This is a genomic window from Methylobacterium sp. 13MFTsu3.1M2 (assembly GCF_900112625.1).
Classification (GTDB): domain Bacteria; phylum Pseudomonadota; class Alphaproteobacteria; order Rhizobiales; family Beijerinckiaceae; genus Methylobacterium.
The window spans coordinates 65,912-89,385 of record NZ_FOMM01000023.1; the positions used below are offsets into that span (position 1 = coordinate 65,912).

Genomic DNA, 23,474 nt, shown 5'->3' on the forward strand with positions numbered 1-23,474 from the left:
ATTCGGCCGATCGACCCGGACGGCTCGAACACGCGAACGTCGCCCATGACGGCCCTCTCGCTCGACACGCACGCCCTCGTCCGTCGCCTGCGGGCGACCGGCCTGTCCGAGGATCAGGCCGAGGCGATCACCGCGGCGATCCGCGAGAGTCGGGATTCCGATCTGACGAACCTCGTCACCAAGACCGATCTGGCCGAAGCGAAGTTCGACATCATGAAATGGGTGATCGGCTCGATCGGCTTCCAGACGATCGTCATCGTCGGCGCGATCGTTGCCCTGTCGCGCGCCGCGCATTGACGGCCGCCCCGGGCGCCCGCTCAGCCGAACAGGTCCGGCCGCCGCGCCGCCTCGGCGCGGATGATCGCCACCAGGGCCGCGTCGTCGGCCGGGTCGGCGAGCCGCAGGCCGACCGGCTCCGAGGGCGTCTGCACGGTGAGCCAGCGCAGGGTGGGCCGGAGGTCGAGCGCCTCGACCACCGCCATGCGCGGGTGCCCGGTCTCGAGCTGCACGAAGGTCAGGTGGTTGCGGCTGGCGCGCTGCCCGAGCAGGTCGTCGATCGCCTCGACCACGTCGCGGGGCGTGTGCAGATGGGTCATCATCCAGAGGCGGTTGTCAGTGCCCTGCGTGTCGAGGGCCCGGCGCAGCCGGCGCACGCCCTCGGTGAGGAAGGCGTAGTCCGCCTCGCTCGTCGCCGGGTCGTGGTGGTTGAACACGCACTCGAGGCCGTGCCGCTCCCGGTAGAGGCGGTGGCGCCCCCGCCAGATGCCGGGGCCGCGCCGCTCGGCCTCCGGGATGCTCTCCAGCTGGCCCCGGTCGACGAGCGCCGCGAAGTCGTCGGCGAGGCAGTCCCGGGCCATGCCGGGCATGGAGAAGATCCAGTCGAGGGGCCCCGACCACTGGCGCAGGTCGAGCGTCTTGAGGACGTGCGCCATCTGGCAATTGCAGCCCAGGGAGACGTGGTTGTGCCGGCCCGGCTCCCGCGCGTCGCGCCGGCCGAGCAGCCGGCCGAGCGCGCCGAACAGGCCCCCCGTCGCCCCGGGCTCGCTCACAGGGTCCGGCCGATCGCCAGGAACTTCTCGGCGCGCCGGTCGCGGACCTCGACGGGCGAGAGGCCGTCGAACTGCGCGAGGGCGTCGGCGATGGCGTCGCCCGCGGCCCGGATCGCCGCCTCGCGGTCGCGGTGCGCCCCGCCGGTGGCCTCCGGGATGATCGCGTCGATGACGCCGAGCCGCAGCAGGTCCTGGGCGGTGATCTTCATGGCGGTCGCGGCGTCCGACGCGCGGCCCTGGTCGCGCCACAGGATCGAGGCGGCGCCCTCCGGCGAGATCACCCCGTAGATCGCGTGCTCCAGCATCAGCACCCGGTTGGCGGTGGCGAGCGCGATCGCGCCGCCCGAGCCGCCCTCCCCGATCACCACGGCGACGTTGGGCACGCCGAGCGCGAGGCAGGCCTCGGTCGAGCGGGCGATGGCCTCGGCCTGGCCGCGCTCCTCCGCCTCGATGCCCGGATAGGCGCCGGCGGTGTCCACGAAGGCAAGGACCGGCAGACCGAACCGGTCGGCGGTCTCCATGAGCCGGACCGCCTTGCGGTAGCCCTCGGGCCGGGCCATCCCGAAATTGTGGCGCAGCCGCGCCTCGGTCGTGGCGCCCTTCTCCTGGCCGAGCACCAGGACCGGCCGGCCGCGGAACCGGCCGAACCCGCCCAGGATCGCCTCGTCCTCGCCGAAGCTGCGGTCGCCGGCCAGCGGCGTGAACTCGGTGATGAGCCCGTCGCGGTAGTCCACGAAGTGCGGCCGCTGCGGGTGGCGGGCCACCTGGGTCTTCTGCCAGGGGGTCAGATTCGCGTAGATCTCGGCGAGCGCCTGGCCGGCCTTGGCCTCGAGCCGGCCGACCTCCTCGGCGATGGAGACCGCGCCGTCGCGCGCGCTCACGGCGCGCAGCTCCTCGAGCTTGGCCTCCAGCTCGGCCACCGGCTTCTCGAAGTCGAGGTAGGTGCGCGTCACCGCCATCGTATCACAGGTCTTCCCGGGGTCCGCCGCGCGAGAGGCGGCGGGCGCGAGGTGTTGGCGATGGCGGGGATGGTGTCAACCGGCGGCGTGGCGGAAGCGCCCCTGGTCCGGGCCGGTGAGGGCCGCGTCAGGCCGCGTCAGGCCGCGTCCAGCGCCTCCCGGGCGATCCGGCGGCAATGCTCCAGGTAGCCGCGCTGGTGCGCGCCCATCAGGTCGGTGACCACCGACCAGAGCCAGCCGGGGGCGTCGGGGCCCGGGCCCGGCGCCCGCACGGCGTCGATCCAGGCCCGGCGGTCGGCCGCGCCCATCTGGCGGCCGTGGGCGCGGCCCAGGATGGCGGCGAGGTGCCGGGAGACGCGGACCGCCTCGCCGCGGGAGAACTGCTCGGCGTCGATCTTGAGATCCTGCGGCAGCAGCTCGCGGACCGTGACGGGCGTGCCGCCGATGTGGCCGGCGACCATCCGGTCGCCGAGGTTGGGCGACAGCGCCCGCGCCCCCGCGACGACCCGCGCGGCGTGGTCGGGCGGCCCCGCGATCCCGGCGGCGGCCGGCGCGAGGTGCGGCACCGCCTCCTTGACGTCGAGCAGGGCGAGGTTCGGACGGTCGCCGCCCAGCACCTCCATCAGGGCGGCGTAGCGCAGACGCCCGAGGGAGCTGCAGCCCTTGATCCAGTAGGCGGCGTCGAGCAGCCGGATCTCGGCGTCGTCGGCCGCGCTGCCGAGCGCCAGGACGAGGCGGCGGATCTCCGGATCGCGGATCAGCGCCGTCAGCGCGTCCTGCTCGTCGGCGTCGAGGTCGAAGAACCGGCTGCCCCGCGGGAGCCGGGCGGCCTTGCCCTTCAGGCGCTCGCGCGAGAGGTGGCGCCAGCGCCGGCCGAGCGCCCGCCGCTTCGTCGTGACGACGATCTCGGACGGGTCGACGCCCCGCTCGGCCCCCTCGGGATCGGCGATCCCGTCGGCGTAGCCGTCCGCCATGGCGTCCATCATCCGGGCGGTGACGATGCCCGGCAGGGTCGCGTTGAGCGCCGCGGTGACCAGGGAGAGCGCGAGCCGGACGAGGTCGAAGGCCGGGTTCGCCACCACGGTCTGGTCGAGGTCGCGGATCTGGATGTCGATCCCGCCGTCCGGGCCGGCGAGCGCGCCGAGATTGCCGAGATGCGCGTCGCCGCAGATCCAGACGGGCGGCCCCTCGGGCAGGGTGCCGGCCGGCATCCCGGCGAGCAGCTCGTAGAACCGCGCCGTGCTGCCGCGGACGTAAGCGTGCGGCGAGGACGCGATCTTGCACAGGCGGCGGTGGTTCAGCACGCTCGCGTCGCGGCCGGATCGTGCCGGTACCTGCATGTCCATGGGTTCGGTCCCGCGCGCCGCTCCGCCGGCCTCGACGGGCCGGCCGAATCCGATAACACGGCGAGGCCGGCCTTTTCATCCGCGCGCGCGGGCGCGCGTATTGACGCGGGGACGCCTGTCAGGCCGCCGGTCAGGCCGCCTGCGACTCGACCCGGTTCCGGCCCGCCGCCTTGGCCCGGTAGAGGGCGAGGTCGGCCCGGCGGAGCATGTCGGCGGGGCCGAGATCCTCGCCGCGGCGCACGGCGACGCCGATCGAGACCGTCACCGACACGGTCCGGGTCGCCCCCTGCACGGTGAACGGCACCGCCTCGACGCGCTCGCGGATGCGCTCGGCGATGCCCTGCGCCTCGACGAGGCCCGCCTCCGGCAGGATCACCACCACCTCCTCGCCGCCGTAGCGCGCCACGATGTCGATCGGCCGCGTGTGCTGGCGGACCCGCTCGGCGAAGCCGCGCAGCACCTCGTCGCCGGCCTCGTGGCCGAAGCTGTCGTTGATCCCCTTGAAGTGGTCGATGTCGAGGATCAGCGCGGCGAGGCTCGCCCGGCGGGCGGCCTCGTCGCCGAACAGGGTGCCGAGGTGGCTGTCGAGGTAGCGCCGGTTGTGCAGGCCGGTGAGCGCGTCGGTCACGGCCATCTGCAGGGAGGCCTGCATCGCCCCCCGGAGCGCGTCGGTGAAGCGCTTGCGCTTCACCTGGGTGCGGACCCGGGCCATCAGCTCGTTGCGGTCGACCGGCCGCATCAGGAAGTCGTGCACGCCGAAATCGAGGCCGCGGACCACCCGGGCGCGGTCGTACTCCTCGGCGAGCATGATCAGCGGCATCGCCCGGGTCCGGTCGAGGGACCGGAGCTGGCTGCACAGGCGCAGGCCGTCGAAGCCGGTGAGGTCGAGGCTCACGAGGGCGAGGTCGAAGGACTCCTCGGCGGCGAGGCGCAGGGCCTCCTGCGGGTCGGGCTCGACCGTGACCACGTGGTGCTGGCGCAGGGCCCCGGCGAGGCGCTCGGCCGAGCCGGGCCGGTCCTCGATCAGCAGGATCCGGGCGTCGAGGCCGGTCTCGGCGGTGGCGAGCGCCAGGGGATCGCCGATCCCGAACTCCCGGGAGGCGAGCGCGCGCTGGCGCAGCTCGTCCGTCACGGCCTTGAGCCGCACGAGGCTGCGCACCCGGGTGAACAGGGCGGTGTCGTCCACCGGCTTGGTCAGGAAGTCGTCGGCCCCGGCGTCGAGGCCGCGCAGGCGGTCCGCGGGCTGGTCGAGGGCCGTGACCATCACCACCGGGATGTGGGCCGTGAGCGGGTTGTTCTTGAGGTGCCGGCAGACCTCGAACCCGTCCATGCCGGGCATCATCACGTCGAGCAGGACGAGGTCGCAGAGGCCCTTCTCGCAGATCGCGATCGCGTCCCGGCCGTTCATGGCCGCGAGCGTGTCGAAATATTCCAGGCCGAGCTTCGTCTCCAGAAGCCTGACGTTCGGGAACAGATCGTCGACGATCAGGACACGGGCCGACATGGTTCCTCGTGCGGGCGCGGGTGAGCGGCCCGGACCGGGCGCCGTGTGCCGTGGGGGCGCGCCGCCGGTCGGCCGCCGGGGCCGGGGCGGACACGACGGGACGGACGGTTGAACCGGTCACCCGGCCCGGCGCGGCCGGGGGTCCGGTTCAACGGCACGCCTCGCCGGCGTCAACGCGGTTCAAGATAGGCCCGAACCGTTGCCAAAAACTTCGCGACCGAGATCGGCTTCGACAGGTAGGCCTCGCAGCCGCCCTCGCGGATCCGCTCCTCGTCGCCCTTCATGGCGAAGGCCGTGATGGCGATCACCGGGATGCTCTTGAGGTCGTCGTCCTCCTTGAGCCACTTCGTCACCTCGAGGCCGGAGACCTCGGGGAGCTGGATGTCCATGAGGATCAGGTCGGGGTGATGGGCGCGCGCCAGCTCGATCGCCTCGATGCCGTGGGCGGTCTTGAGCGTCGCGTAGCCGTTCGCCTCCAGGAGATCGTTGAACAGCTTCATGTTCAACTCGTTGTCCTCGACGATCAGCACCGTCTTCTTCATGATCCGTTGTCCCGGTGCGCGCCGATCATGATTAGCGGGCCGTGAAGCCCCTCCGTCACCTTTGTAGCGTTCACATGTTGATGAATGGCAAACCTCTTCAAGGGCATGAGTCGGCCGAACGCCTCGCCCTGGACGTTCTGTTGTGGATCGCTGGGGACGACGACCGTCTCCTGCCCTTCCTGGCGGCGAGCGGCCTGAGCCCCGACACGCTCCGCGCGAGCGCCCGGGAGCCGGCCTTCCTGGTCGGCGTCCTCGACCATGTCATGGGCGACGAGAACGTGCTGGTCGCCTGCGCGAACGGCCTCGGGATCAAGCCGGAGCGGATCGCCGCGGCCTGGCAGGCGCTCTCGCCGCGGCCGGACGACGCGTGGGCGTGAGGCGGGGCCTCAGGGCGTGCAGCCCTTGCCCGCCTCCCTGTCGGCCCGCCCCGCCTTGGCATCGATGTCGAGGGCGGTCATGTCGCCCAGGATGGCGAAGTCGCCGTAATCGAGCTTGAGCGCGCCGCTGACGCCGTTCTCGTAGAGGTCGAAGCCGAGGGTGTAGATCGGCGTCCGCTCCCCGGCGCCCTCGGTGTAGTAGCTGAGGCGGACCGGCCAGCGCGGCATGGTGGCCAGCGACCCGTCGCGCAGGGGCTTGTCGCGGGTCGAGCCGGAGGCCGGGGCCGGGCCGGTCGCGGCGTGGCCGATCACCGCGAAGGTGTCGTAGACCTTCCGGCCGTCGTCCGAGCCGTCGAAGACCTTGACCGCGAGGGTCGACTGGCCGGCCCGCGCCGCCTCGATCAGGCGGCGCATGTGCTCGCTCGGGAACAGGACCGGCCCCTCCACGGTGAACGGCTTGGGGCCGCCCTTCAGCTTCACCGTCAGGGCGTCACCCTGCTCGGAGGCGGTCCCGTCCACGGGGGCGGCGGGCTTGTTGTTGGTGAGCGTCGTCGTCTTGAACCGGAACTCGCGCCCCTGCCCGCCCTCGAAGGTGGTGCTGCGCATGTCGGACAGGCGCGCGCCGGTCTCGCCGGAGGACAGCTCCGTCACCTGGCGGGTCTGCATCGTGTAGCCGCGGCAGGCGTCGCCCCGGAAATCGATGACGATGCGCCCGCGGGCGCTCTCCACCGAGCGGGTGCCGCCGCCCTCGGCCAGCGACAGGTCGTAGACCGCGCGGTGGTTGGCGAGCACGATCTCGGGCGCCGGCGGCTTGGCCTCCGGTTCGGGCGCGGCGGGCGGGGCCGCGCGGGTGGGCCCGGCGCAGACGAGAAGACCGGCCGTCAGCAGTGGGAAGAGGCGCAGGCGCATGGACAACCCCGGTTCGGTCCGCCGCAGATAGCAGGCTCAGGGAATCGGGCAATGCTTGGGCCGCCCCGGCGACGCGCCGGCCGGCCTACCGGTAGCCCTCGGCCTGGAGGGCGAACAGCTCGGCGTAGCGGCCGCCCCGCGCCATGAGGGCGGCGTGGCTGCCCTCCTCCAAGACCCGGCCGCCCTCCAGGACGAGGATGCGGTCGGCCATGCGCACGGTGGAGAAGCGGTGCGAGATCAGCACCGTCGTCCGCCCGGCCGACAATTCCCGGAACCGGGCGAAGACGTCGTGCTCGGCCCGGGCGTCGAGGGCGGCGGTCGGCTCGTCCAGAATCAGGATCTCGGCCTCGCGCATGTAGGCCCGGGACAGCGCGACCTTCTGCCACTCGCCCCCGGAGAGGTCGAGGCCGCCGGCGAAGCGCTTGCCCAGCGGCTGGGCGTAGCCCGCGGGCAGGCGCTCGATCACCGGGGCCGCGAGCCCGCGGGCCGCCGCGGCGGCGATGCGGTCCGCGTCGTCGGCGGCCGCGATCCGGCCGACCGCGACGTTCTCCCCGGCGGTGAGGTCGAAGCGGACGAAGTCCTGGAAGATCGCCCCGATCCGCGCCCGCAGGTCGTCGAGGTCGTAGGCGGCCAGCGGCACGCCGTCGAGGAGCACGCGGCCCTCGTGCGGGTCGTACAGCCGGGTCATCAGCTTGACGATCGTGGTCTTCCCGGCGCCGTTGCCGCCGACCAGCGCCACCGTCTCCCCGGCCCGGACGGCGAAGGAGAGGTCGCGCAGCGCCCAGACCTGCGTGCCCGGGTAGCGGTAGCCGACCCCCTCGAAGACCAGCCCCGCGCGGATCGGGCTCGGCACCGGCGCGGGCCGCGCGGGCGAGCGGATCTGCGGCCGGATCGCGAAGAAGGCGTAGAAGTCCTCGAGGTACTGCGCTTGGCCGGTGATCTGGGTCAGCCCGAGGAGCAGCCCCTCCAGGCCGCCGCGCAGCCGCTGGAACGCGCCGGCCAGGAAGGCGAGGTCGCCCACCGAGAAGGCGCCCGCCACCGTGCGCCAGACGATCACCGCGTAGGCGGCGTAGTAGGCGAGCGTCCCGAGGCTCGCGAAGGCGAAGCCCCAGCCGGCCCGGGCGACCGCGAGGCCGCGGTTCTCGGCGAGCAGCCGCCCCGCCACCGCGGCGTAGAGCCCGGTGACGTAGCCCGCGAGGCCGAAGAGCTTGATCTCCTTGGCGGTCTCGACGCTGGCGCCGAGGTAGCGCAGGTAGTCGATGCGCCGCCGCTCGGGGCTGCGGATCCAGGCGAGGCGGTAGCCGGCCTTGGTGAAGTGCCACTCGTTGAGCACCGCCGGGACCAGGGCGGCGGCGATCAGCACGACGAGCCAGGGCGTGAAGGCCGCGACCCCGACCGCCAGGGTCGCGAGGGTCAGGAGGCCCTGCAGCTGGCCGAACACCGTGCCGATGAGGCCGGTGCGGCCGCTGACCTGCCGGCGGGCCCGCTCCAGCCGGTCCTGCTGGGCGCTGTCCTCGAACTGGGCGAGGTCGAGCTCGGCGGCGTGCGCCATCAGCCGCAGGGAGGCCGCGTTGGCGTAGAGGTCGCCGATCAGGGTCTCGACGAGGCTCGAGAGCCGGCCGGTCAGGTCCGAGAGCAGGGCGAGGCCGAACTCGGCGGCGACGAGGGCGGCGAGCCGCGCCCGGCCGGGATCGGCGAGCCACGAAGCGAGCCCCGCCTCCGGCGCCGGCCGGGCGTGCTCGGCCACGATCCCGTCGAGGATCAGCTTGGCGAGGTAGAGGGTCAGGACCGGCAGGCAGGCCGCCACGAGGCGCAGCGACAGGCTCGCCGCCAGCAGGCGCGGGCTCGCGGCGGCGATCTCCCGGAACAGGGTCGGCAGGTAGCGCAGGGCGCCGACGCGCTCGCCCAGGCGCTCGCCGAGTCGCTCACCCAGCCGCCGACGCAGTCCCGCCCCCGGCCGCGGTACGGGCCCGCTCATACCCTGGGGATGACCCGCCGGGTTTGGAGCGTGGATTGGACGACGCGCAAGGACAGCATTAACTGTAGATGCATATAGTTTTAATCCTCGTCGAGTGGTGCGTGCTCAGCGGTCCTGCAATTCTCAGAGTTTCGGTTCTCCTCATCATTGCCGGCATCCTCGCGGCGGTGGTGCAGGCCCTGCTGCCGAGCCCCGCGCCCGGACCGGCGACTCCGCCCGCGTCCGCTCCGGAAACACCGGCGGCCCCCCAGCCCTCGGCCACGGTCCGGCGCGTCGAGCCGCCTCCTGCGGCTCCTGCGGCGCCGCCCGCCCCGGCCGCTCCGTCCGCCCCGCCCGAGGCGGCGGTCGAGCCGGCCCCCGCCCCGTCCGGCGGCGCTCCGGCGCCGACGCAGATGCCCTCCGACGCGACGGCCTTCCCCGCCGAGCCGCCCCCGCGGGAGGCGCAGCCCGATCCGTCGGCGCAGGAGGCGGCCGGTCAGGCCGAGGTCGACCGGGCGGAGGACAGCGCCGGTCCCCGGGCCCTGGCCATCCTCGATCTTAACACCGCCTCGGTGGCGGATCTCAATCACCTGCGCGGCGGCGGCGCCATCGGCCGGGCGATCGTCGCCAAGCGGCCCTACACGTCGGTGGAGCAGCTGCTGTCGAAGCGCGTGCTCAGCCGGTCGGTCTACGAGAAGATCAAGGATCAGGTGACTGTGCGGTGACCGTGCGGTGAGCGGCCCCGCGCCCCGCTCCGGCCCGCTCCGTCTTGTGGCGTCCGAGGATATAAATTAGCGCTGTGCGGGATATCCCAGGGGGCCGAGCATGCCGCTCTACGTCAAGGATCCGCAGGTCGACGCCCTCGCGGCCCAGCTCATGGCGTTGCTGGGCACGAGCAAGACCGACGCGGTGCGCCGCGCGCTTCAGAACGAGATCGCCCGCCAGACGAACCGGCCCGATCTCGTCGAGCGGACGGCCGACTTCGTCCGTGCCCTGCACGAGCGTGCCGGTCCGGACCGGAAGCCCGCCGACGCGGCGTTCATCGACGGTCTGTACGAGCGCACCTGAGGCGGGACCCGATGTTCGTGGATGCGTCGGCCCTCACGGCGATCCTCACCGACGAGACGGATGCGGCCGCCCTGGCGGCCCGGCTTCAGCGGGCGCTGCGCCGCGTGACGTCGCCCCTGGCGATCTGGGAAACCGGCGTGGCCGTGGCGCGCCACCTCGATCTCCCGGTCCCGGCCGCCCGCGAGGCGGTGCACGCCTATCTCGACCTCGCCGGCATCGAGATCGTGGCCGTCCCGCCGGAGGCCGCAGCGGGCGCGCTGGACGCCTACGACCGCTTCGGCAAGGGCCGGCACCCGGCCGGCCTGAACTTCGGCGACTGCTTCGCCTACGCCTGTGCCCGCGCCCACGGCATCCCGCTGCTCTACAAGGGCAACGACTTCCCGCTCACGGACATCGAGACCGCCTGAGGCCGACGGTCCGCGCGCGGGACAGGCGGGGCGCGGCGGGCGGAGGACCGCCGCCGCGCGCCCTCAGATCTTCGTGCCGAAGATCTCGGCCACCTGCGGGATGTCCTTGTCGCCGCGGCCCGACATGTTGAGCACCATGAGGTGCTCGGCCGGGCGCTGCGGCGCGAGCTCCAGGATCTTGGACAGGGCGTGGGCCGGCTCCAGGGCCGGGATGATCCCCTCCAGCATCGAGCAGAGCTTGAACGCCTCCAGCGTCTCGGAATCGGTCGCCGACAGGTACGTGACCCGGCCCATCTCGTGCAGCCACGCGTGCTCGGGGCCGATGCCCGGATAGTCGAGGCCCGCCGAGATCGAGTGCGCGTCGGCGATCTGGCCGTCCCCGTCCATCAGCAGGTAGGTGCGGTTGCCGTGCAGCACGCCCGGCCTGCCGCCGGTGAGGGAGGCCGCGTGCAGGCCCGACTGGACGCCGTGGCCCGCGGCCTCGACGCCGAAGATCTCGACCTCGCGGTCGTCCAGGAACGGGTGGAACAGCCCCATGGCGTTCGAGCCGCCGCCGATGCAGGCGACGAGGGAATCCGGGATCCGGCCCTCCTGCGCGATCATCTGCTCGCGGGTCTCGCGGCCGATCACCGACTGGAAGTCGCGGACCATGGCCGGGTACGGGTGCGGGCCCGCCACCGTGCCGATGCAGTAGAACGTGTCGGCGACGTTGGTGACCCAGTCGCGCAGCGCCTCGTTCATGGCGTCCTTGAGGGTCTTGGTGCCGGATTCCACCGGGATCACCTCGGCGCCGAGCATCTTCATGCGGAAGACGTTGGGCGCCTGCCGGGCGACGTCGACCGCGCCCATGTAGACGACGCACTTGAGGCCGAAGCGCGCGCACAGCGTGGCGGTGGCGACGCCGTGCTGGCCGGCGCCGGTCTCGGCGATGATCCGCGGCTTGCCCATGCGGCGGGCCAGCAGGATCTGGCCCAGCACGTTGTTCACCTTGTGGGAGCCGGTATGGTTCAGCTCCTCGCGCTTGAAATAGACCTTGGCGCCCTGCCCCGCCGGCGCCTTGGCGCGCAGGTGCTCGGTGAGGCGCTCGGCGTAGTAGAGCGGGCTCGGCCGGCCGATATAGTGGGTGCCGTAGCTCTCCATCTCGGCCTGGAAGGTCGGGTCCTGCTTGGCCGCGTCGTAGGCTGCCTCCAGCTCGAGGATCAGCGGCATCAGCGTCTCGGCGACGAAGCGGCCGCCGAAGATGCCGAAGCGGCCGCGCTCGTCGGGGCCGGTGCGGAAGGAGTTGGGCTCGGGGGCGATGGTCACGGGACGGATCCTGCGCGCGCGTGTCGATCTGTTGCCGGGTGCCTAGACCCATGTCGCCGTCACCGCAATGCGGCCAGCCGCGCGCGTAACCGGATCGGGCCCCGGCGCGAACGGGCTGTCAGCATCCGGCAGGAGGTTGACATGGCCCTTCGCGACACGTTTCGCACCCTCTCCCGCCCGGTCCTCGGGGCGGGGCTCGGGCTAGGGCTCGCGGGCGCCGTCCTGCTCCCCCGGCTCCCGGCCTTCGCCGAGGAGGCGCCCCGGCGCCTGCCGGAGGCCGTGACCCGCTCCGCCGAGCCGCCGGGGCCGCGCGTGGCCGTCTTCGCCGGCGGCTGCTTCTGGGGCGTGCAGGGGCTGTTCCAGCACGTGCGCGGGGTGAGCGGCGCGGTGTCGGGCTACGCCGGCGGCACCCGCGCGGAGGCCGATTACCGCACCGTGAGCGGCGGCGGGACCGGCCACGCCGAGGCCGTGTCGGTCACCTACGACCCGTCGGTCATCCGCTACGACGAGCTGCTGCGGATCTTCTTCTCGGTGGCCCTCGACCCGACCCAGGTGGATCGCCAGGGACCCGATGCCGGGCGCCAGTACCGCTCGGCCCTGTTCCCGCAGGACGCCGACCAGGCGCGGGTGGCCGGGGCCTACATCGCCCAGCTCGACGCGGCCCAGGCCTACGCGCGGCCGGTCGCCACCCGGATCGAGCCGGGCGCCGCGTTCTACCCGGCGGAAGGCTACCACCAGGACTTCATGGCCCTGCACCCCGGCCACCCGTACATCGCCGCCAACGACGCGCCGAAGCTCGAGGCCCTGAAGCAGCTGTTCCCGGAGCGGACGGCCGCGCAGCCGGTGCTGGTCAACCGCCCGCCGGCGTGAGCGCTCCCCGTCATCGCGAGCGCAGCGAAGCGACCCAGGGCAGCGCGACATCCCCCACAGCGTAGAGCCCCCCTGGATTGCTTCGCTGCGCTCGCAAAGACGGCGCTGAGGGACCCAGTCCGTGTGAGGGTCGGTCCGCCGCCTTCCCTATTCCTCCGGCGGACGCGGCCGGCCGAAATCCGGTGCCGCGGTCTCCTGGCCCTGCGCCACGATGCTGCGCCGGATCGCCCGGGTGCGGGTGAACATCGCGTGGAGCGCGTCGCCGTCGCCCCAGCGCACCGCCTTGGCGAGCGCCGACAGGTCCTCGTTGAACCGGCCGAGCATCTCCAGCACCGCCTCGCGGTTGTTGAGGAAGATGTCCCGCCACATGGTCGGGTCCGACGCCGCGATGCGGGTGAAGTCGCGGAACCCGCTCGCCGAGAACTTGATCACCTCGGACTGCGTCGCCGCCTCGAGGTCGGCCGCGGTGCCCACGATGTTGTAGGCGATCAGGTGCGGCAGGTGGCTGGTGATGGCGAGCACGTGGTCGTGGTGCTCGGCGCTCATCGTCTCGACGTCGGCGCCCATCCCCGCCCACAGGGCGCGGACGGTCTCGATCGCCGCCGGATCGGTGCCCTCGGGCGGGGTCAGGATGCACCAGCGGCCCTGGAACAGGGTCGCGAAGCCCGCGTCCGGCCCCGAGAACTCGGTCCCGGCGATCGGGTGCCCGGGGACCAGCGCGACGCCCTCGGGCAGGTGCGGCCGGACCGCCGCCACCACGGCGCCCTTCACCGAGCCGACATCCGACACGATCGCGCCGGGCTTGAGATGCGGCGCCATCTCGGCCGCCGCCGCCCCGATCGCGCCCACCGGCACGCACAGGATGACGAGGTCGGTGCCGGCGGCGCCCTCCGCCGGGTCGCCCGTGACGACGTCGGCGATGCCGAGCTCGCGCACCCGGGCGCGCACGGCCGCGTCGCGGTCCACCGCCACGATGGTCCGGGCGAGGCCGTAGCGGCGCGCCGCCCGGGCGATCGAGGAGCCGATCAGCCCGAGGCCGACGATGGCGAGGCGGCCGATAGCGGGCGCCTCGGTCCCGGGCGCCCCGGCCACGGACGTCTCAGCCATGCCGGCCCCGCACGAAGTCGCCGAGCGCGGCCAGGAAGGCTTCGTTCGCCTCGGCGCCCGCCACCGTCACCCGCAGGGCGTTGGGCAGGCCGTAGGCGGTGACCCGCCGGGTGATGAGGCCGCGCTCGGTCAGGAACGCGTCCGCGTCCTCCGCCGAGCGGCCCGGCGCGTCGGGGAAGTGGATCAGCAGGAAGTTCGCGACGCTCGGCGTGACCTCCAGGCCGAGCGCGCGGGCGCCCTCGGTGAGCTTCGGCAGCCACTCGGCATTGTGGGCGGCGGCGGCGGCCATGTGCGCCTCGTCGGCGATGGCGGCCGAGCCCGCGGCGATCGCCGGGCCCGAGACGTTGAACGGGCCCCGGATCCGGTTGACCGCGTCCGCCACGTGCGCCGGCGCGACCATCCAGCCGATCCGCACGGAGGCGAGGCCGTGGATCTTCGAGAAGGTGCGGGTCATCACGACGTTCTCGGCCTCGAGGGCCAGCTCGAGCCCGGCCGAGTAGTCGTTCGCGCGGACGTACTCGGCGTAGGCGCCGTCGATCACCAGCAGCACGTGCGGCGGCAGGCCGGCGTGGAGGCGGCGGATCTCGTCGAAGGGCAGGTAGGTGCCGGTCGGGTTGTTGGGGTTCGTGACGTAGACGATCCGCGTCCGGTCGGTGACCCGGGCCAGGATCGCGTCGACGTCGACGGTGAGGTCGCGCTCGGGCGCGACCACGGGCTCGCCGCCCGAGGCCAGGATGGCGATCCGGTAGACGAGGAATCCGTGCTCCGAGTAGATCCCCTCGGTGCCCGGCCCGCCATACGCGTAGGCCAGCAGCGACAGGAGCTCGTCCGAGCCCGCGCCGCAGACGATCCGCTCGGGGTCGAGCCCGTAGCGCCGGGCGATGGCGGTGCGCAGCACCGTGGCGCGCCCGTCCGGGTAGGTCTCGAGCTTGGCGGTCGCCGCGTGGAGGGCGGCCAGCGCCGCCGGGCTCGGGCCGAGGGGCGTCTCGTTGGAGGACAGCTTGTAGACCTTGCCGCCCCCGGGCCGCCCGCTCTTGCCGGGCACGTAGGTGTCGATCGCCAGGACGCCGGGACGCGGTTCCGGACGGGCGGGTCGGGGGGCGGACATAGCGGTGCGACTCGGGATGCGCGGGGTTCGGTCGGTTCCGCGCCCGTCTACAGCATTTCCTCGGCCGGTGAACCCGGGGCCGACTCCGGAGGTGGCGGCCCGACCCTGCCGGGGCGACTTGTCCGGCCCCACGGAGTCGTGCCTGTATGCCGGCGCTCCGCCGACAGGCGCCCACCACGAAGGATCCCCGCATGCCCCTCGAACGCTACCTGGACGGCGGCGCCCACATCCTCCCCGCCGACGACTCGCTGATCCGCTTCGCCATGACGAACGGCCAGCGGGTGATCGCGGTCGAGGTCCCGGTTCCCGTGCTGCGCCAGCAGTTCGGCGGCGCCGACCTCGCCCCCCTGGAGCTGTTCGCCCGCAATCAGGCGGTGATCGAGGCCGCGGCGAGCCAGGCCTACGACCGGACCGAGACCCCCAACGACCTCCTCGATCTGGGCCCGGAGGATTTCGACACCCGGCCGGCCTCGGCCAGGACCTGATCGGCGGGACTTCATCGGCAGACTTCAACCAGCGCGATCCATCCGGGGCGCCGCGGCAAATCGGCGACGCGCAAATGCCGCGGGGCACTCGCCACGTTTCGGCCTGTTGAACCGGGAGAACAGGGGCGCGTCGGGCGTGCCCCGACCCGCAACCCCTGGATGGATCGACGATGCCCGGTGACCTGATCCCCTGCAGCCTCTTCCTGATCGGGATCCTCGTTTCGGTCGCCGCGGATTGCCGCCTGCGGCGCGCCGAGGCGGCGCCCTGGGCCAACGGCTGCATCACGGCCGCCGGCGCCGCCCTGGTCTTCGCGGCCTGCGCGGCCGCCATGCGCTGAGGCGCCGGCTGAGGCGTCGGCGAGGAACCGTCAGACACCGGACGGACTTTCCCAGCGGCAACCGGGGGCGCGCCGAGACGCGCGGCGCCCCCGGTCGCGCGGCTGTCCGGGCGAGGTTCCCATGGTTTCGATGCAGGCCCTGATCGGCTGCGGTCTCGTGCTCGCCGGCATGCTGATCGAGAGCGCGGCGAGCCGGCACTGGCGGGCGGGCGTCCGCGCGGACCGTCTGGATGCCCGGGCCGCCCTCGCGCTCGGCCTGCCCGCCCTGGGGCTCGCCGTGATGGCCGCACCGATCGCGTGAGCGACCCGACCGGGCCTGACCGACCGGCCGGCCCGCGTTGACGCTCGGCCCCCCGCGCATTACCTCGACGGGGCTGGCCGCGTCGGGCGAGTGCGGCGCGTCAGGCGATCCCGTGCTCTCCCGGTTCGGATCCGAACCGATACACGGTCGTCAAGACCCGCCATGGACACCCAAACGGACACGGCCCTGAGGCCGGACCCGATCGACGAGCCGGCGCGGCGCGCGTCCGAGCGCTCGCAGGCGCTCGACCCGCGGAGCCCGGTGGCGCGCTTCGCCGCCGACACGCCCCTGCTCACCGACGCGGGCGTCGAGCTCGCGCCCTTCCAGATCGCCTACCAGACCGCCGGCACGCTCAACGCCGCGCGCTCGAACGCGGTCCTGATCTGCCACGCGCTGACCGGCGACCAGTACTTCGCCCACACCCACCCGGTGACCGGCAAGCCCGGCTGGTGGGAGACGCTGGTCGGCCCCGGCAAGCCGATCGACACGGACCGCTACTTCGTCGTCTGCTCGAACGTCATCGGCTCGTGCATGGGCTCCACCGGCCCGGCCTCGATCGACCCGGCGACGGGGCGGCCCTACGGGCTGAACTTCCCGCTGGTGACGATCCGCGACATGGTCCGGGCCCAGGCAATGCTGCTGGAGCATCTCGGCATCCGGGACCTGTTCCTGTGCATCGGCGGCTCGATGGGCGGGATGCAGGTGCTGCAATGGGCGGCGCTCTATCCCGAGCGCGTCTTCGCCGCGATGCCGATCGCCACCGGCGCCCGCCACTCGGCGCAGAACATCGCCTTCCACGAGGTCGGCCGGCAGGCGATCATGGCCGACCCCGCCTGGGCGGACGGGCGCTACCTCGAGGCGGGCACCCGGCCCGCCAAGGGGCTCGGCGTCGCCCGGATGGGCGCGCACATCACCTACCTGTCCGAGCCGGCGCTGCACCGGAAGTTCGGCCGGCGCTTCCAGGGCGGCACGGCGCCGACCTTCTCGTTCAACGCCGATTTCCAGATCGAGAGCTACCTGCGCCACCAGGGCCTGAGCTTCGTCGAGCGGTTCGACGCCAACGCCTACCTCTACCTGACCCGGGCGATGGACTATTTCGACCTCGCCGAGGACCACGGCGGCGTGCTCGCCAACGCCTTCCGGGGCACCAAGACCCGCTTCTGCGTGATCTCGTTCACCTCGGACTGGCTGTTCCCGACCCGCGACTCCCGGGCGATCGTCCACGCGCTCAACGCCGCCGCGGCGCCGGTGGCCTTCGTGGAGGTCGAGAGCGACAAGGGCCACGACGCCTTCCTGCTCGACGAGCCGGCCATGTTCTCCGCGGCCCGCGGCTTCATCGACGCCGCCGCCCGGGCGCGCGGGCTGTGACGCGGATGGCGAGCGGCGGGCCCGGCAAGATGACCTTCGGCAAGCTGCCCCTGGGCAAGATCTCCTTGGGCAAGATCCGCCACGGCGCCCCCTGGGAGGGCGCGGACGCCCTGCCCCACGCGGCCGAGGGCGGCGGCGCCCGCGTCGACCACCTCGTCGTGCTCGGCCTCGTCCCGGCCGGCGCCCGGGTGCTCGACATCGGCTGCGGCGACGGCTCGCTGCTGGCGCTGCTGCGCGACCGCCGCGGCATCGACGGGCGCGGGATCGAGCTGTCCCGCGAGGGCGTGAACGCCTGCCTCGCCCGGGGCCTGTCGGTGATCCAGGGCGACGCCGACACCGACCTCGCCAACTACCCGGACGGCGCCTTCGACGTGGTGGTCCTGTCCCAGACCATCCAGGCGACCCGCAATCCCCGGGTGGTGCTGGAGCACCTGCTGCGCATCGGCCGGCAGGTGATCATCTCGTTCCCGAATTTCGGGCACTGGCGGGTGCGCTCCGAGCTGGCCTTCCGCGGGCGGATGCCGGTCACCGAGATCATGCCGGACGCGTGGTGGGAGACGCCCAACATCCACCACTGCACGATCCGCGACTTCGTCGGCCTGTGCCGCCTGATCGGCGCGCGGATCGAGCACGCCACGGCGCTGGACGCCCGCGGCCGGCCGATGCGGTTCTCCATGCCCTGGTGGGTCTGGAACCTGTTCGGCGCGCAGGGCGTGTTCCTGCTCCGGCGCGAGGATGCCGGGCCCTAGAACCGCTCCCGAGCAAGGCGAGGCGGTGGCGCGTCGAGCCCGTGCCGGACGAGGCGCGGGTCCCCTCTCCCGTGCGGGAGAGGGACCAGCTCCGTCCGGACGAGGCACACCCCCGTCGCGCCGTGATGGCTCGCTCGACCTCGAAGCGTCTTGTCCCTCACCCCAACCCTCTCCCGCACGGGAGAGGGGGCGTGGCGCGGATGTCTCGACCGGGGTCGTCGTCCTTCCCGACCGTTGCAACACGATCGGAAGCGGCCCCGGCATCGCGCCGCTGTTGTCCGGCGCTCGAGGGTCGCCGCGCGGCGCTGCCTCTCCCGGGCGCGCCCGCGGCGCCCCGGCCCGGCGATTCCGCAATCCGTCTGAAATAGAGCAGAAACGGAGCTTGGCTATTTCTGGTCGCGTTCCCGTGATCGGACCGTGATTACGGATTCGTCCGGCGTTCATCCCGAGACGTGCGCGTCCACGAGGGGTCGTGGACTGTGCCCGGCTGCGCGGAAGACTTGCCGCAACCGCGAATTCCAGCAGGGTCGACAGGACACGTGCGCCGCGCGATCGTTCACATCGGGATGCCCCGAACCGGCTCCACCGCGTTCCAGGAGGTGCTGGCCCGCCTGCGCCCCCGCCTCGCCGCGGCCGGGATCTGCTACCCGAACCTCGCCCCGCCGGGCGCCCCCGGCAGCGACGACGTCAACCACTACCGGCTCGGCCAGGCGCTGGACCGGCGCCGCGGCGCCGCGGAGCGCCGCGAGGCCCTCGCGCGGCTCGACGCGATCCTGGCCGCCACGCCGGTCGACACGGTCCTGCTCTCCTACGAGGACTTCTCCGTCCAGCGCCCGTTCTGGCGCGTTCCCGAGATCCTGTCCGACCTGTTCGCGCGCCGCGGCTTCGCCCTGGAGGCGGCGCTCGTGGTCAAGCCGCAGGCCGAGCAGCTGGCCTCGGCCTACGCCCTGCGGGCGCAGGTCGTCGCCGAGGGCCGCACGTTCCGCGGCTTCCTCCGCTCCGAGGGCGGGTCCCGGCGCTACGACTACGCGGACCGGCTCGAGCCCTGGCGCCGCGCCGCCGCGGGGCGCGTCACCGCCCTGCCGTACCGCGACCGGCGGTCCGACGCGCCGCTGCTGGCGCGGCTGGTCGACGGGCTCGGGCTGGGCGAGCGCCTCGCGCCGCTCCTCGGCCCGGCCGACCTCGCCTACCGCACCAACCGGAGTTCCGGGCCGGTCGCGGTCGAGGCGTCGCGCCGCCTGTACCGGCTCGGCGTGCACCGGCAGGTGACCGGGCATCGCCGGCTGCTCGGCCACGTCCTCGATGACTGGGCCTGGGCGCGGGGGCTCGACGCGGAGCGGTTCCGCGGCGACGCCCCGGAGGGGCTGGCCCGCGTCGCGGCGCGCTACGCGGCCGGGAACGCGCGCTTCGCCGCCGCCTGCTGGGGGCAGAGCTGGGACGCGGTGATCGCGGCCGCGCCCGCCGCCCCGCCGAACGAGCTCGCCGCCGGGCCGGTCGCGCCCGAGACGGAGGCCGCGGTCGAGGCGCTGGTGCGGGCGGCGGCGGCGCGGGCCGCCTTCCGGTCCCCGCCCGCGTGGCGGCGGCGGACGGCCCATATCCTGGAGGAGTGCCGGGAGCGCCTCGGCGAGGCCGTCGGCTACCCGGTCTGGCGCGTGCCGTAGGGGCCCGCGCGTGTCGATGTCCGAGAACCGGCGGCCGCCCCCGCGGACGCCGCCCCAGGCGTGTGACCAGGCGGTGGATATGTGCGTCGTGCAGAAGATCCCGCATACGGTTCCGGCCGGCCTCCCTCCGGGCCCCGTGACCTGGCACCCCCTCCAGGCGCGGGAGGCGCGCTGGGCGCGCCTCGGCCAGGTGCCGGTGATCGCGTGGCTGACCGGCCTGTCGGGGGCGGGGAAGTCGACGCTGGCGGCGGAGGCCGACCGGACCCTGGTCGCGGGCGGCCGGCACAGCGCGGTCCTCGACGGCGACAACCTGCGCCACGGGCTCAACGCCGACCTCGCCTTCTCGCCGGAGGACCGCGCCGAGAACGTCCGGCGCACCGCCGAGGTGGCGCGGCTGATGGCCGAGGCAGGGACGGTGGTGATCGTCTCGCTGATCTCGCCCTACCGGGCCGACCGGGCGCTGGCGCGCCGGATCGCCGGCGACATCCCGTTCCTGGAGGTGTTCGTCGACACGCCACTGGGCCTGTGCGAGGCCCGGGACCCGAAGGGCCTCTACCGGCTGGCCCGCGCCGGCCGCATCCCGGGCTTCACCGGCATCTCGGCGCCCTACGAGGCGCCGGAGCGGCCGGACCTGACGATCGCCACCGAGGGCCGCGGCACCGCGGCCTGCGCCCGCGCCCTGAGCGCGCGGCTGATGCGGCTGAGCCGGGCGGGCGCGGGTGCGAGGCCGGGGCGGTGAGCGTGTGGTTCCCGACGCGCACACCGGGTCCTCCCAGCCATCCCCTCATCCTGAGGTGACCGCGAAGCGGGGCTCGAAGGAGGGTTCCAGCCGGCCGCGCGATCCCTGGAGCCCGCCTTCGAGGCCTGCGCTTCGCTCCGGCACCTCAGCCGGCACCTCAGCCGGCACCTCAGGATGAGGGCGCGAATTGGGAGGCGCCCGGCTCGCCCTACCCGCCCGGCCAGCGCAGCTCCGCCCGCAGGCCGCCCAGCGCCGAGCGGCCGAAATCGAGTCGGGCGCCGACGGCCTCGGCGACGTCGCGGGCGATGGCGATGCCGAAGCCGGTGCCCGGCCGGCTCTCGTCCCAGCGCTGGCCGCGCCCGATTCCCGCGATGGCCGCGGCGCTCATGCCGGGGCCGTCATCCTCGACGGCGAGGCCCGGCTGGCCGGCGTCCGTCCCGGCTTCCGTCCCGGTGATCCGGACCCGCCGGTGCGCCCACTTCCGGGCATTGTCGAGGAGGTTGCCCAGCACCTCCATCAGCTCGCCCTCCTCGCCCGGATAGGCGAGGGTCCCGGGCACCGCCACGGCCCAGTCGAGGGACCCGCCCTCCGGCAGCCGCCGCAGGGTCGCGACGAGGCGTTCCGCCACCGGGGCGACCGGGCAGGACCGCCGCCGCAGGTCGCCCGCGGCCGCGACCCGCGCCCGGGCCAGCGCCCGCTCCACCTGACCGCCCATGGCCCGCGCCTGCTCGGCGATCTCGGCCGCCAGCGCCGGGTCGGTCGGCCCGGTCCGGCGCGCCAGCGCGTCCAGCACCGCCAGCGGCGTCTTGAGGCCGTGGGCCATGTCGGCGGCGGCGTCGCGGGCGCGGACCAGGGCGCGCTCCTGCGCGTCGAGCAGCCGGTTGAGATCGGTAACCAGCGGCCGGACCTCGTCGGGGAACTGCTCCGGCAGCCGCGCCCGCCGCCCGGCATGGACCGCCAGGAGCTCCGCCTGCAGCACCCGGAACGGGCCGAGCGCCCGGTGCACGAACAGGCCCATCGCCAGGGTCAGGACGACGAACAGGGCGACGAGCGCCGGGACGAGCAGGCGCAGGAAGGTGGTCCGGCTCGCCGCGAGGCCGCGCCGGTCCTCCGCCACCGCGACCCGCAGCGCGGTCTCGGCGCCCGGCGCGCCGATCTGCAGCGGCCGCACCACCGCGATGAGCCGGCCGCCGTCGGGCCCGGTCGTGTCGAGGGTCGCGGGGGCCTGCGTGCCCGCCCCGGCCGGTCCCAGGTCGAGGCTCCTGTCCCAGAGGGAGCGCGAGCGCAGCGCGCGCGATCCCGCCTCGACCTGCCAGTACAGGCCGCCGTAGGGCGTGGCGAAGCGCGGGTCCGGCAGGTCCCGGGACAGGGTCGGCGTCCCGTCCGGCGCGAGGCCCACCCGGCCGGCGATGAGCTTGGCGGTCCGGTCCAGATCGGCGACGGTGCGGGCGTCGAGCACCCGGTCGAGGATCACCGTGAGGCCGATCCCGGCGAGCACCAGCGCCAGCGCGATCAGCGCGGCCGCCGCGAGGCCGAGCCGCAGGCGGAGGGAGTCGCGCCTCACGGCCCGTCCGGTCCGGCGATCAGGTAGCCCTGGCCGCGGCGGGTCTCGATCACCCCCGGCCCGATCTTGCGCCGCAGGCGCGTCAGGAGCGCCTCCAGGGCGTTGGCCTCGCGCTCGGTCCCGACGCCGTGGAGGTGGTCGAGCAGCTCGCCCGCCGGCACGACCTGCCCCGGCCGGTGCAGCAGGAAGGCCAGCAGCCGGTATTCCAGGGCGGTCAGCTCCGTGGGCCTGCCGTCGACGCTGACCGCGCGGGTGCGGGTGTCGAGCTCGACCGTGCCGGCGCGCAGCACCGGCGCGGCGTGGCCGGCGGTGCGCCGCAGGATCGCCCGCAGCCGCGCGACCAGCTCCTCCATGCGGAACGGCTTGGCGAGGTAGTCGTCGGCGCCGGCGTCGATGCCCTCGACGCGCTCGCGCCAGCCGTCGCGGGCGGTGAGGATCAGGACCGGCAGGGCGATGTCGGCGGCGCGCAGGCGGCGCAGCACGCCGAGCCCGTCGAGGCGCGGCAGGCCGAGATCCAGCACCATGGCGTCGTACGTCTCGGTCTCGGCGCGGAACCACGCCGCCTCGCCGTCCGCCACCACGTCGGCGACGTAACCGGCCCTCTCCAGCCCCTGCCGGACGTCCGCCGCGATGCGCGGCTCGTCCTCGACGATCAGGACGCGCACGGCCCGGCCTCCTCAATCATCGTCGTCCTCGTCCAGGATCTTCAGCGTGCCGGCATCGACCTTCACGGTCCGGCGCTTCCCGTCGGGCCCGAGGATGCGCAGCTTGTACAGCCAGTGCCCGTCGTCGCGCTTGAGGTCGACCGACACGACGTCTCCCGGCACCGCCGCCCGGGCCGCCGCCAGCACCGCGTCGAGGGGGCGGATCTCGCCGCTCTCCAGCGCCCGGCGGGCCCGGTCGGCATCCTCGGAGGCGTGCAGGGGCCCGCCCGCGAGGGCGGCCAGCAGGCCGAGGGCGAGAACGAGGCGGCGGGGCGGGAACGGGCTCATGCGGGCGCAGGCTAGGCCGCGCCGCCTGACGGGACGCTGACAGCCGGCGTCAGGGTCGCGGGGCGGGGCTTCGGCACAAGGGCCGCCATAGCCCTTCCGGAGACCTGAGACCATGTCGCTCTACGTCGGTATCCTCCTCGCCTGCGCGGCCGGCCTCGCCGGCACCCTCCTCTGCCCGGACGACAGGGGCGGCCGCTCGCGCCTGCCGCTCCTCGCCGCGCTCCTGATCGGCGGCCTGTCCTGGCACGCCCCCGCCCGGGCCGGCGAGATCCTGCGCGGCCCCGCCCAGGTGATCGACGGCGGGACGCTGCGCGTCGGCGGGCGGCCGGTCAGCCTGTTCGGGATCGCCGCGCCGGAGGCCGACGCGACCTGCGCGGACGCCCGGGACCGGCCCTACCCGTGCGGCCGCGACGCCGCCCGGGCGCTCGCCGACCGGATCGGCGGGGCGGCCGTCACCTGCGAGCCGCGGGGCGAGGCGGGCGCGGCGCTCTGCCGGGTCGGCGAGGCGGATCTCGGGGCCTGGATGGTGGCGCAGGGCCTCGCCCTGCCCGACCGGGACCTCGCGCCGGACTACGCGCCCGCGGCGGACCGGGCCTGGGGGCGCCGCCTCGGCCTGTGGTCGGGGGTGTTCCAGGATCCCGCCGAGCGGCGGGGCCGCCGCGCCGCCGCGGGCCTGCGCGCCGCCGGGTGACGCCCCGTCCTCACGGGAACGCTCCCGGGCGCCCCCGGTTGGACCGGAGAGCCCGCCCGGGCGGCGGTGGACCCGCGG

At 74.2% G+C, this 23,474-nt stretch carries 27 protein-coding genes; 14 read left to right on the forward strand and 13 right to left on the reverse strand.

The genetic code is table 11. The annotated features are described in order from the left end of the window. The first annotated feature begins 45 nt into the window (after positions 1–45). Entirely contained in the window at positions 46–297 is a 252-nt protein-coding gene (locus tag BM314_RS22170) for a CCDC90 family protein (RefSeq protein WP_020095238.1), read from the forward strand. A 20-nt stretch (positions 298–317) separates the two neighbouring features. Here BM314_RS22170 and BM314_RS22175 read toward each other — a convergent pair whose 3' ends face one another. From BM314_RS22175 to BM314_RS22195, 5 genes are all read right to left on the reverse strand, one after another. After that, positions 318–1,049, reverse strand: a complete 732-nt coding sequence (locus tag BM314_RS22175) for a DUF1796 family putative cysteine peptidase (RefSeq protein WP_091980239.1) — start codon at positions 1,047–1,049, stop codon at positions 318–320. Further along, positions 1,046–2,008 carry an acetyl-CoA carboxylase carboxyltransferase subunit alpha gene (locus BM314_RS22180; protein ID WP_020095236.1) on the reverse strand — a complete coding sequence of 321 codons (963 nt, stop codon included), beginning with the start codon at positions 2,006–2,008 and terminating at the stop codon, positions 1,046–1,048. The genes BM314_RS22175 and BM314_RS22180 overlap by 4 nt, the downstream gene beginning before the upstream one ends. A gap of 137 nt (positions 2,009–2,145) precedes the next feature. Further along, complete coding sequence (locus BM314_RS22185; protein WP_091980241.1) at positions 2,146–3,354, reverse strand: DUF2252 family protein; 1,209 nt, start codon at positions 3,352–3,354, stop codon at positions 2,146–2,148. A gap of 130 nt (positions 3,355–3,484) precedes the next feature. Further along, entirely contained in the window at positions 3,485–4,858 is a 1,374-nt protein-coding gene (locus BM314_RS22190) for a PleD family two-component system response regulator (protein WP_091682506.1), read from the reverse strand. 170 nt (positions 4,859–5,028) lie between these two features. Continuing rightward, complete coding sequence (locus BM314_RS22195) at positions 5,029–5,400, reverse strand: response regulator (RefSeq protein WP_007560977.1); 372 nt, start codon at positions 5,398–5,400, stop codon at positions 5,029–5,031. 80 nt (positions 5,401–5,480) lie between these two features. Here BM314_RS22195 and BM314_RS22200 point away from each other — a divergent pair, with 80 nt between their 5' ends. After that, a complete protein-coding gene (locus tag BM314_RS22200) occupies positions 5,481–5,777 on the forward strand; it encodes a DUF3572 domain-containing protein (RefSeq protein ID WP_026605257.1) in 297 nt (98 codons plus the stop codon). Positions 5,778–5,786: 9 nt separating this feature from the next. Here BM314_RS22200 and BM314_RS22205 read toward each other — a convergent pair whose 3' ends face one another. After that, positions 5,787–6,686, reverse strand: a complete 900-nt coding sequence (locus BM314_RS22205; protein WP_020095232.1) for a cell envelope integrity EipB family protein — start codon at positions 6,684–6,686, stop codon at positions 5,787–5,789. Positions 6,687–6,771: 85 nt separating this feature from the next. After that, positions 6,772–8,664, reverse strand: a complete 1,893-nt coding sequence (locus BM314_RS22210; RefSeq protein ID WP_091980243.1) for an ABC transporter ATP-binding protein — start codon at positions 8,662–8,664, stop codon at positions 6,772–6,774. Positions 8,665–9,056: 392 nt separating this feature from the next. Here BM314_RS22210 and BM314_RS31390 point away from each other — a divergent pair, with 392 nt between their 5' ends. The 3 genes from BM314_RS31390 to BM314_RS22225 all read left to right on the forward strand — a co-directional run bounded on the left by BM314_RS31390 (position 9,057) and on the right by BM314_RS22225 (position 10,118). After that, entirely contained in the window at positions 9,057–9,368 is a 312-nt protein-coding gene (locus BM314_RS31390; protein ID WP_326491903.1) for a helix-hairpin-helix domain-containing protein, read from the forward strand. A gap of 100 nt (positions 9,369–9,468) precedes the next feature. Beyond that, positions 9,469–9,711: a type II toxin-antitoxin system VapB family antitoxin gene (locus BM314_RS22220; protein WP_020095229.1), complete on the forward strand. Its 243-nt coding sequence runs from the start codon at positions 9,469–9,471 to the stop codon at positions 9,709–9,711. 11 nt (positions 9,712–9,722) lie between these two features. After that, positions 9,723–10,118 carry a type II toxin-antitoxin system VapC family toxin gene (locus BM314_RS22225; RefSeq protein WP_091980247.1) on the forward strand — a complete coding sequence of 132 codons (396 nt, stop codon included), beginning with the start codon at positions 9,723–9,725 and terminating at the stop codon, positions 10,116–10,118. A 63-nt stretch (positions 10,119–10,181) separates the two neighbouring features. On the opposite strand, the gene trpB is transcribed toward BM314_RS22225, so the two are convergent. Beyond that, a complete protein-coding gene (gene trpB / locus BM314_RS22230) occupies positions 10,182–11,423 on the reverse strand; it encodes a tryptophan synthase subunit beta (protein ID WP_056523948.1) in 1,242 nt (413 codons plus the stop codon). Between the two features lie 141 nt (positions 11,424–11,564). Here trpB and msrA point away from each other — a divergent pair, with 141 nt between their 5' ends. Continuing rightward, positions 11,565–12,293, forward strand: a complete 729-nt coding sequence (gene msrA, locus BM314_RS22235) for a peptide-methionine (S)-S-oxide reductase MsrA (RefSeq protein ID WP_091980249.1) — start codon at positions 11,565–11,567, stop codon at positions 12,291–12,293. Positions 12,294–12,440: 147 nt separating this feature from the next. On the opposite strand, the gene BM314_RS22240 is transcribed toward msrA, so the two are convergent. Together BM314_RS22240 and BM314_RS22245 are read right to left on the reverse strand one after the other, a co-directional pair. Beyond that, the gene (locus BM314_RS22240; RefSeq protein ID WP_042673722.1) at positions 12,441–13,400 is read right to left on the reverse strand and encodes a prephenate/arogenate dehydrogenase family protein; all 960 of its coding nucleotides are present in this window, start codon (positions 13,398–13,400) and stop codon (positions 12,441–12,443) included. Beyond that, complete coding sequence (locus tag BM314_RS22245) at positions 13,393–14,508, reverse strand: pyridoxal phosphate-dependent aminotransferase (RefSeq protein WP_091682520.1); 1,116 nt, start codon at positions 14,506–14,508, stop codon at positions 13,393–13,395. Before BM314_RS22245 ends, BM314_RS22240 begins: the two co-directional genes overlap by 8 nt. A gap of 191 nt (positions 14,509–14,699) precedes the next feature. Between BM314_RS22245 and BM314_RS22250 the strand changes: the two genes are divergently transcribed. The 7 genes from BM314_RS22250 (at position 14,700) to cysC (ending at position 20,149) form a co-directional block, all read left to right on the forward strand. Next, positions 14,700–14,993 carry a hypothetical protein gene (locus tag BM314_RS22250; protein ID WP_056523934.1) on the forward strand — a complete coding sequence of 98 codons (294 nt, stop codon included), beginning with the start codon at positions 14,700–14,702 and terminating at the stop codon, positions 14,991–14,993. A gap of 170 nt (positions 14,994–15,163) precedes the next feature. Further along, entirely contained in the window at positions 15,164–15,331 is a 168-nt protein-coding gene (locus BM314_RS30720; RefSeq protein WP_020095222.1) for a hypothetical protein, read from the forward strand. A 121-nt stretch (positions 15,332–15,452) separates the two neighbouring features. Beyond that, entirely contained in the window at positions 15,453–15,632 is a 180-nt protein-coding gene (locus tag BM314_RS22255; RefSeq protein ID WP_020095221.1) for a hypothetical protein, read from the forward strand. A gap of 162 nt (positions 15,633–15,794) precedes the next feature. Further along, positions 15,795–17,000, forward strand: coding sequence for a homoserine O-acetyltransferase MetX (locus BM314_RS22260; RefSeq protein WP_020095220.1), 1,206 nt, complete (start codon positions 15,795–15,797; stop codon positions 16,998–17,000). A gap of 29 nt (positions 17,001–17,029) precedes the next feature. Next, positions 17,030–17,749: a methionine biosynthesis protein MetW gene (gene metW / locus BM314_RS22265; RefSeq protein ID WP_091980296.1), complete on the forward strand. Its 720-nt coding sequence runs from the start codon at positions 17,030–17,032 to the stop codon at positions 17,747–17,749. 566 nt (positions 17,750–18,315) lie between these two features. Further along, the gene (locus BM314_RS22270) at positions 18,316–19,410 is read left to right on the forward strand and encodes a hypothetical protein (RefSeq protein WP_091980299.1); all 1,095 of its coding nucleotides are present in this window, start codon (positions 18,316–18,318) and stop codon (positions 19,408–19,410) included. Between the two features lie 79 nt (positions 19,411–19,489). Beyond that, complete coding sequence (gene cysC, locus BM314_RS22275) at positions 19,490–20,149, forward strand: adenylyl-sulfate kinase (RefSeq protein ID WP_091980252.1); 660 nt, start codon at positions 19,490–19,492, stop codon at positions 20,147–20,149. A gap of 208 nt (positions 20,150–20,357) precedes the next feature. Here the strand turns inward: cysC and BM314_RS22280 are convergent, their stop codons facing one another. From BM314_RS22280 to BM314_RS22290, 3 genes are read right to left on the reverse strand one after another with little or no spacing between them, the layout of a single operon-like run. Then, on the reverse strand, positions 20,358–21,713 hold the full coding sequence (locus BM314_RS22280; protein WP_091980254.1) for a sensor histidine kinase: 1,356 nt from the start codon (positions 21,711–21,713) through the stop codon (positions 20,358–20,360). After that, positions 21,710–22,378, reverse strand: coding sequence for a response regulator transcription factor (locus BM314_RS22285; RefSeq protein ID WP_091980256.1), 669 nt, complete (start codon positions 22,376–22,378; stop codon positions 21,710–21,712). Before BM314_RS22285 ends, BM314_RS22280 begins: the two co-directional genes overlap by 4 nt. A gap of 12 nt (positions 22,379–22,390) precedes the next feature. Further along, positions 22,391–22,705 carry a PepSY domain-containing protein gene (locus tag BM314_RS22290; RefSeq protein ID WP_091980259.1) on the reverse strand — a complete coding sequence of 105 codons (315 nt, stop codon included), beginning with the start codon at positions 22,703–22,705 and terminating at the stop codon, positions 22,391–22,393. A gap of 112 nt (positions 22,706–22,817) precedes the next feature. Here BM314_RS22290 and BM314_RS22295 point away from each other — a divergent pair, with 112 nt between their 5' ends. Continuing rightward, positions 22,818–23,396, forward strand: coding sequence for a thermonuclease family protein (locus BM314_RS22295; protein WP_091980261.1), 579 nt, complete (start codon positions 22,818–22,820; stop codon positions 23,394–23,396). Positions 23,397–23,474: the final 78 nt, after the last annotated feature.

What these genes read in the sequence shown, in the direction of transcription:
- BM314_RS22170 (WP_020095238.1), top strand. Translation starts at nt 46, where the DNA reads ATGACGGCCCTCTCGCTCGACACGCACGCCCTCGTCCGTCGCCTGCGG.
- BM314_RS22180 (WP_020095236.1), bottom strand. Translation starts at nt 2,008, where the DNA reads ATGGCGGTGACGCGCACCTACCTCGACTTCGAGAAGCCGGTGGCCGAG.
- BM314_RS22185 (WP_091980241.1), bottom strand. Translation starts at nt 3,354, where the DNA reads ATGGACATGCAGGTACCGGCACGATCCGGCCGCGACGCGAGCGTGCTG.
- BM314_RS22190 (WP_091682506.1), bottom strand. Translation starts at nt 4,858, where the DNA reads ATGTCGGCCCGTGTCCTGATCGTCGACGATCTGTTCCCGAACGTCAGG.
- BM314_RS22195 (WP_007560977.1), bottom strand. Translation starts at nt 5,400, where the DNA reads ATGAAGAAGACGGTGCTGATCGTCGAGGACAACGAGTTGAACATGAAG.
- BM314_RS22200 (WP_026605257.1), top strand. Translation starts at nt 5,481, where the DNA reads ATGAATGGCAAACCTCTTCAAGGGCATGAGTCGGCCGAACGCCTCGCC.
- BM314_RS22205 (WP_020095232.1), bottom strand. Translation starts at nt 6,686, where the DNA reads ATGCGCCTGCGCCTCTTCCCACTGCTGACGGCCGGTCTTCTCGTCTGC.
- BM314_RS22210 (WP_091980243.1), bottom strand. Translation starts at nt 8,664, where the DNA reads ATGAGCGGGCCCGTACCGCGGCCGGGGGCGGGACTGCGTCGGCGGCTG.
- BM314_RS31390 (WP_326491903.1), top strand. Translation starts at nt 9,057, where the DNA reads ATGCCCTCCGACGCGACGGCCTTCCCCGCCGAGCCGCCCCCGCGGGAG.
- BM314_RS22220 (WP_020095229.1), top strand. Translation starts at nt 9,469, where the DNA reads ATGCCGCTCTACGTCAAGGATCCGCAGGTCGACGCCCTCGCGGCCCAG.
- BM314_RS22225 (WP_091980247.1), top strand. Translation starts at nt 9,723, where the DNA reads ATGTTCGTGGATGCGTCGGCCCTCACGGCGATCCTCACCGACGAGACG.
- msrA (WP_091980249.1), top strand. Translation starts at nt 11,565, where the DNA reads ATGGCCCTTCGCGACACGTTTCGCACCCTCTCCCGCCCGGTCCTCGGG.
- BM314_RS22240 (WP_042673722.1), bottom strand. Translation starts at nt 13,400, where the DNA reads ATGGCTGAGACGTCCGTGGCCGGGGCGCCCGGGACCGAGGCGCCCGCT.
- BM314_RS22245 (WP_091682520.1), bottom strand. Translation starts at nt 14,508, where the DNA reads ATGTCCGCCCCCCGACCCGCCCGTCCGGAACCGCGTCCCGGCGTCCTG.
- BM314_RS22250 (WP_056523934.1), top strand. Translation starts at nt 14,700, where the DNA reads ATGCCCCTCGAACGCTACCTGGACGGCGGCGCCCACATCCTCCCCGCC.
- BM314_RS30720 (WP_020095222.1), top strand. Translation starts at nt 15,164, where the DNA reads ATGCCCGGTGACCTGATCCCCTGCAGCCTCTTCCTGATCGGGATCCTC.
- BM314_RS22255 (WP_020095221.1), top strand. Translation starts at nt 15,453, where the DNA reads ATGGTTTCGATGCAGGCCCTGATCGGCTGCGGTCTCGTGCTCGCCGGC.
- BM314_RS22260 (WP_020095220.1), top strand. Translation starts at nt 15,795, where the DNA reads ATGGACACCCAAACGGACACGGCCCTGAGGCCGGACCCGATCGACGAG.
- metW (WP_091980296.1), top strand. Translation starts at nt 17,030, where the DNA reads ATGACCTTCGGCAAGCTGCCCCTGGGCAAGATCTCCTTGGGCAAGATC.
- BM314_RS22270 (WP_091980299.1), top strand. Translation starts at nt 18,316, where the DNA reads ATGCCCCGAACCGGCTCCACCGCGTTCCAGGAGGTGCTGGCCCGCCTG.
- cysC (WP_091980252.1), top strand. Translation starts at nt 19,490, where the DNA reads ATGTGCGTCGTGCAGAAGATCCCGCATACGGTTCCGGCCGGCCTCCCT.
- BM314_RS22290 (WP_091980259.1), bottom strand. Translation starts at nt 22,705, where the DNA reads ATGAGCCCGTTCCCGCCCCGCCGCCTCGTTCTCGCCCTCGGCCTGCTG.
- BM314_RS22295 (WP_091980261.1), top strand. Translation starts at nt 22,818, where the DNA reads ATGTCGCTCTACGTCGGTATCCTCCTCGCCTGCGCGGCCGGCCTCGCC.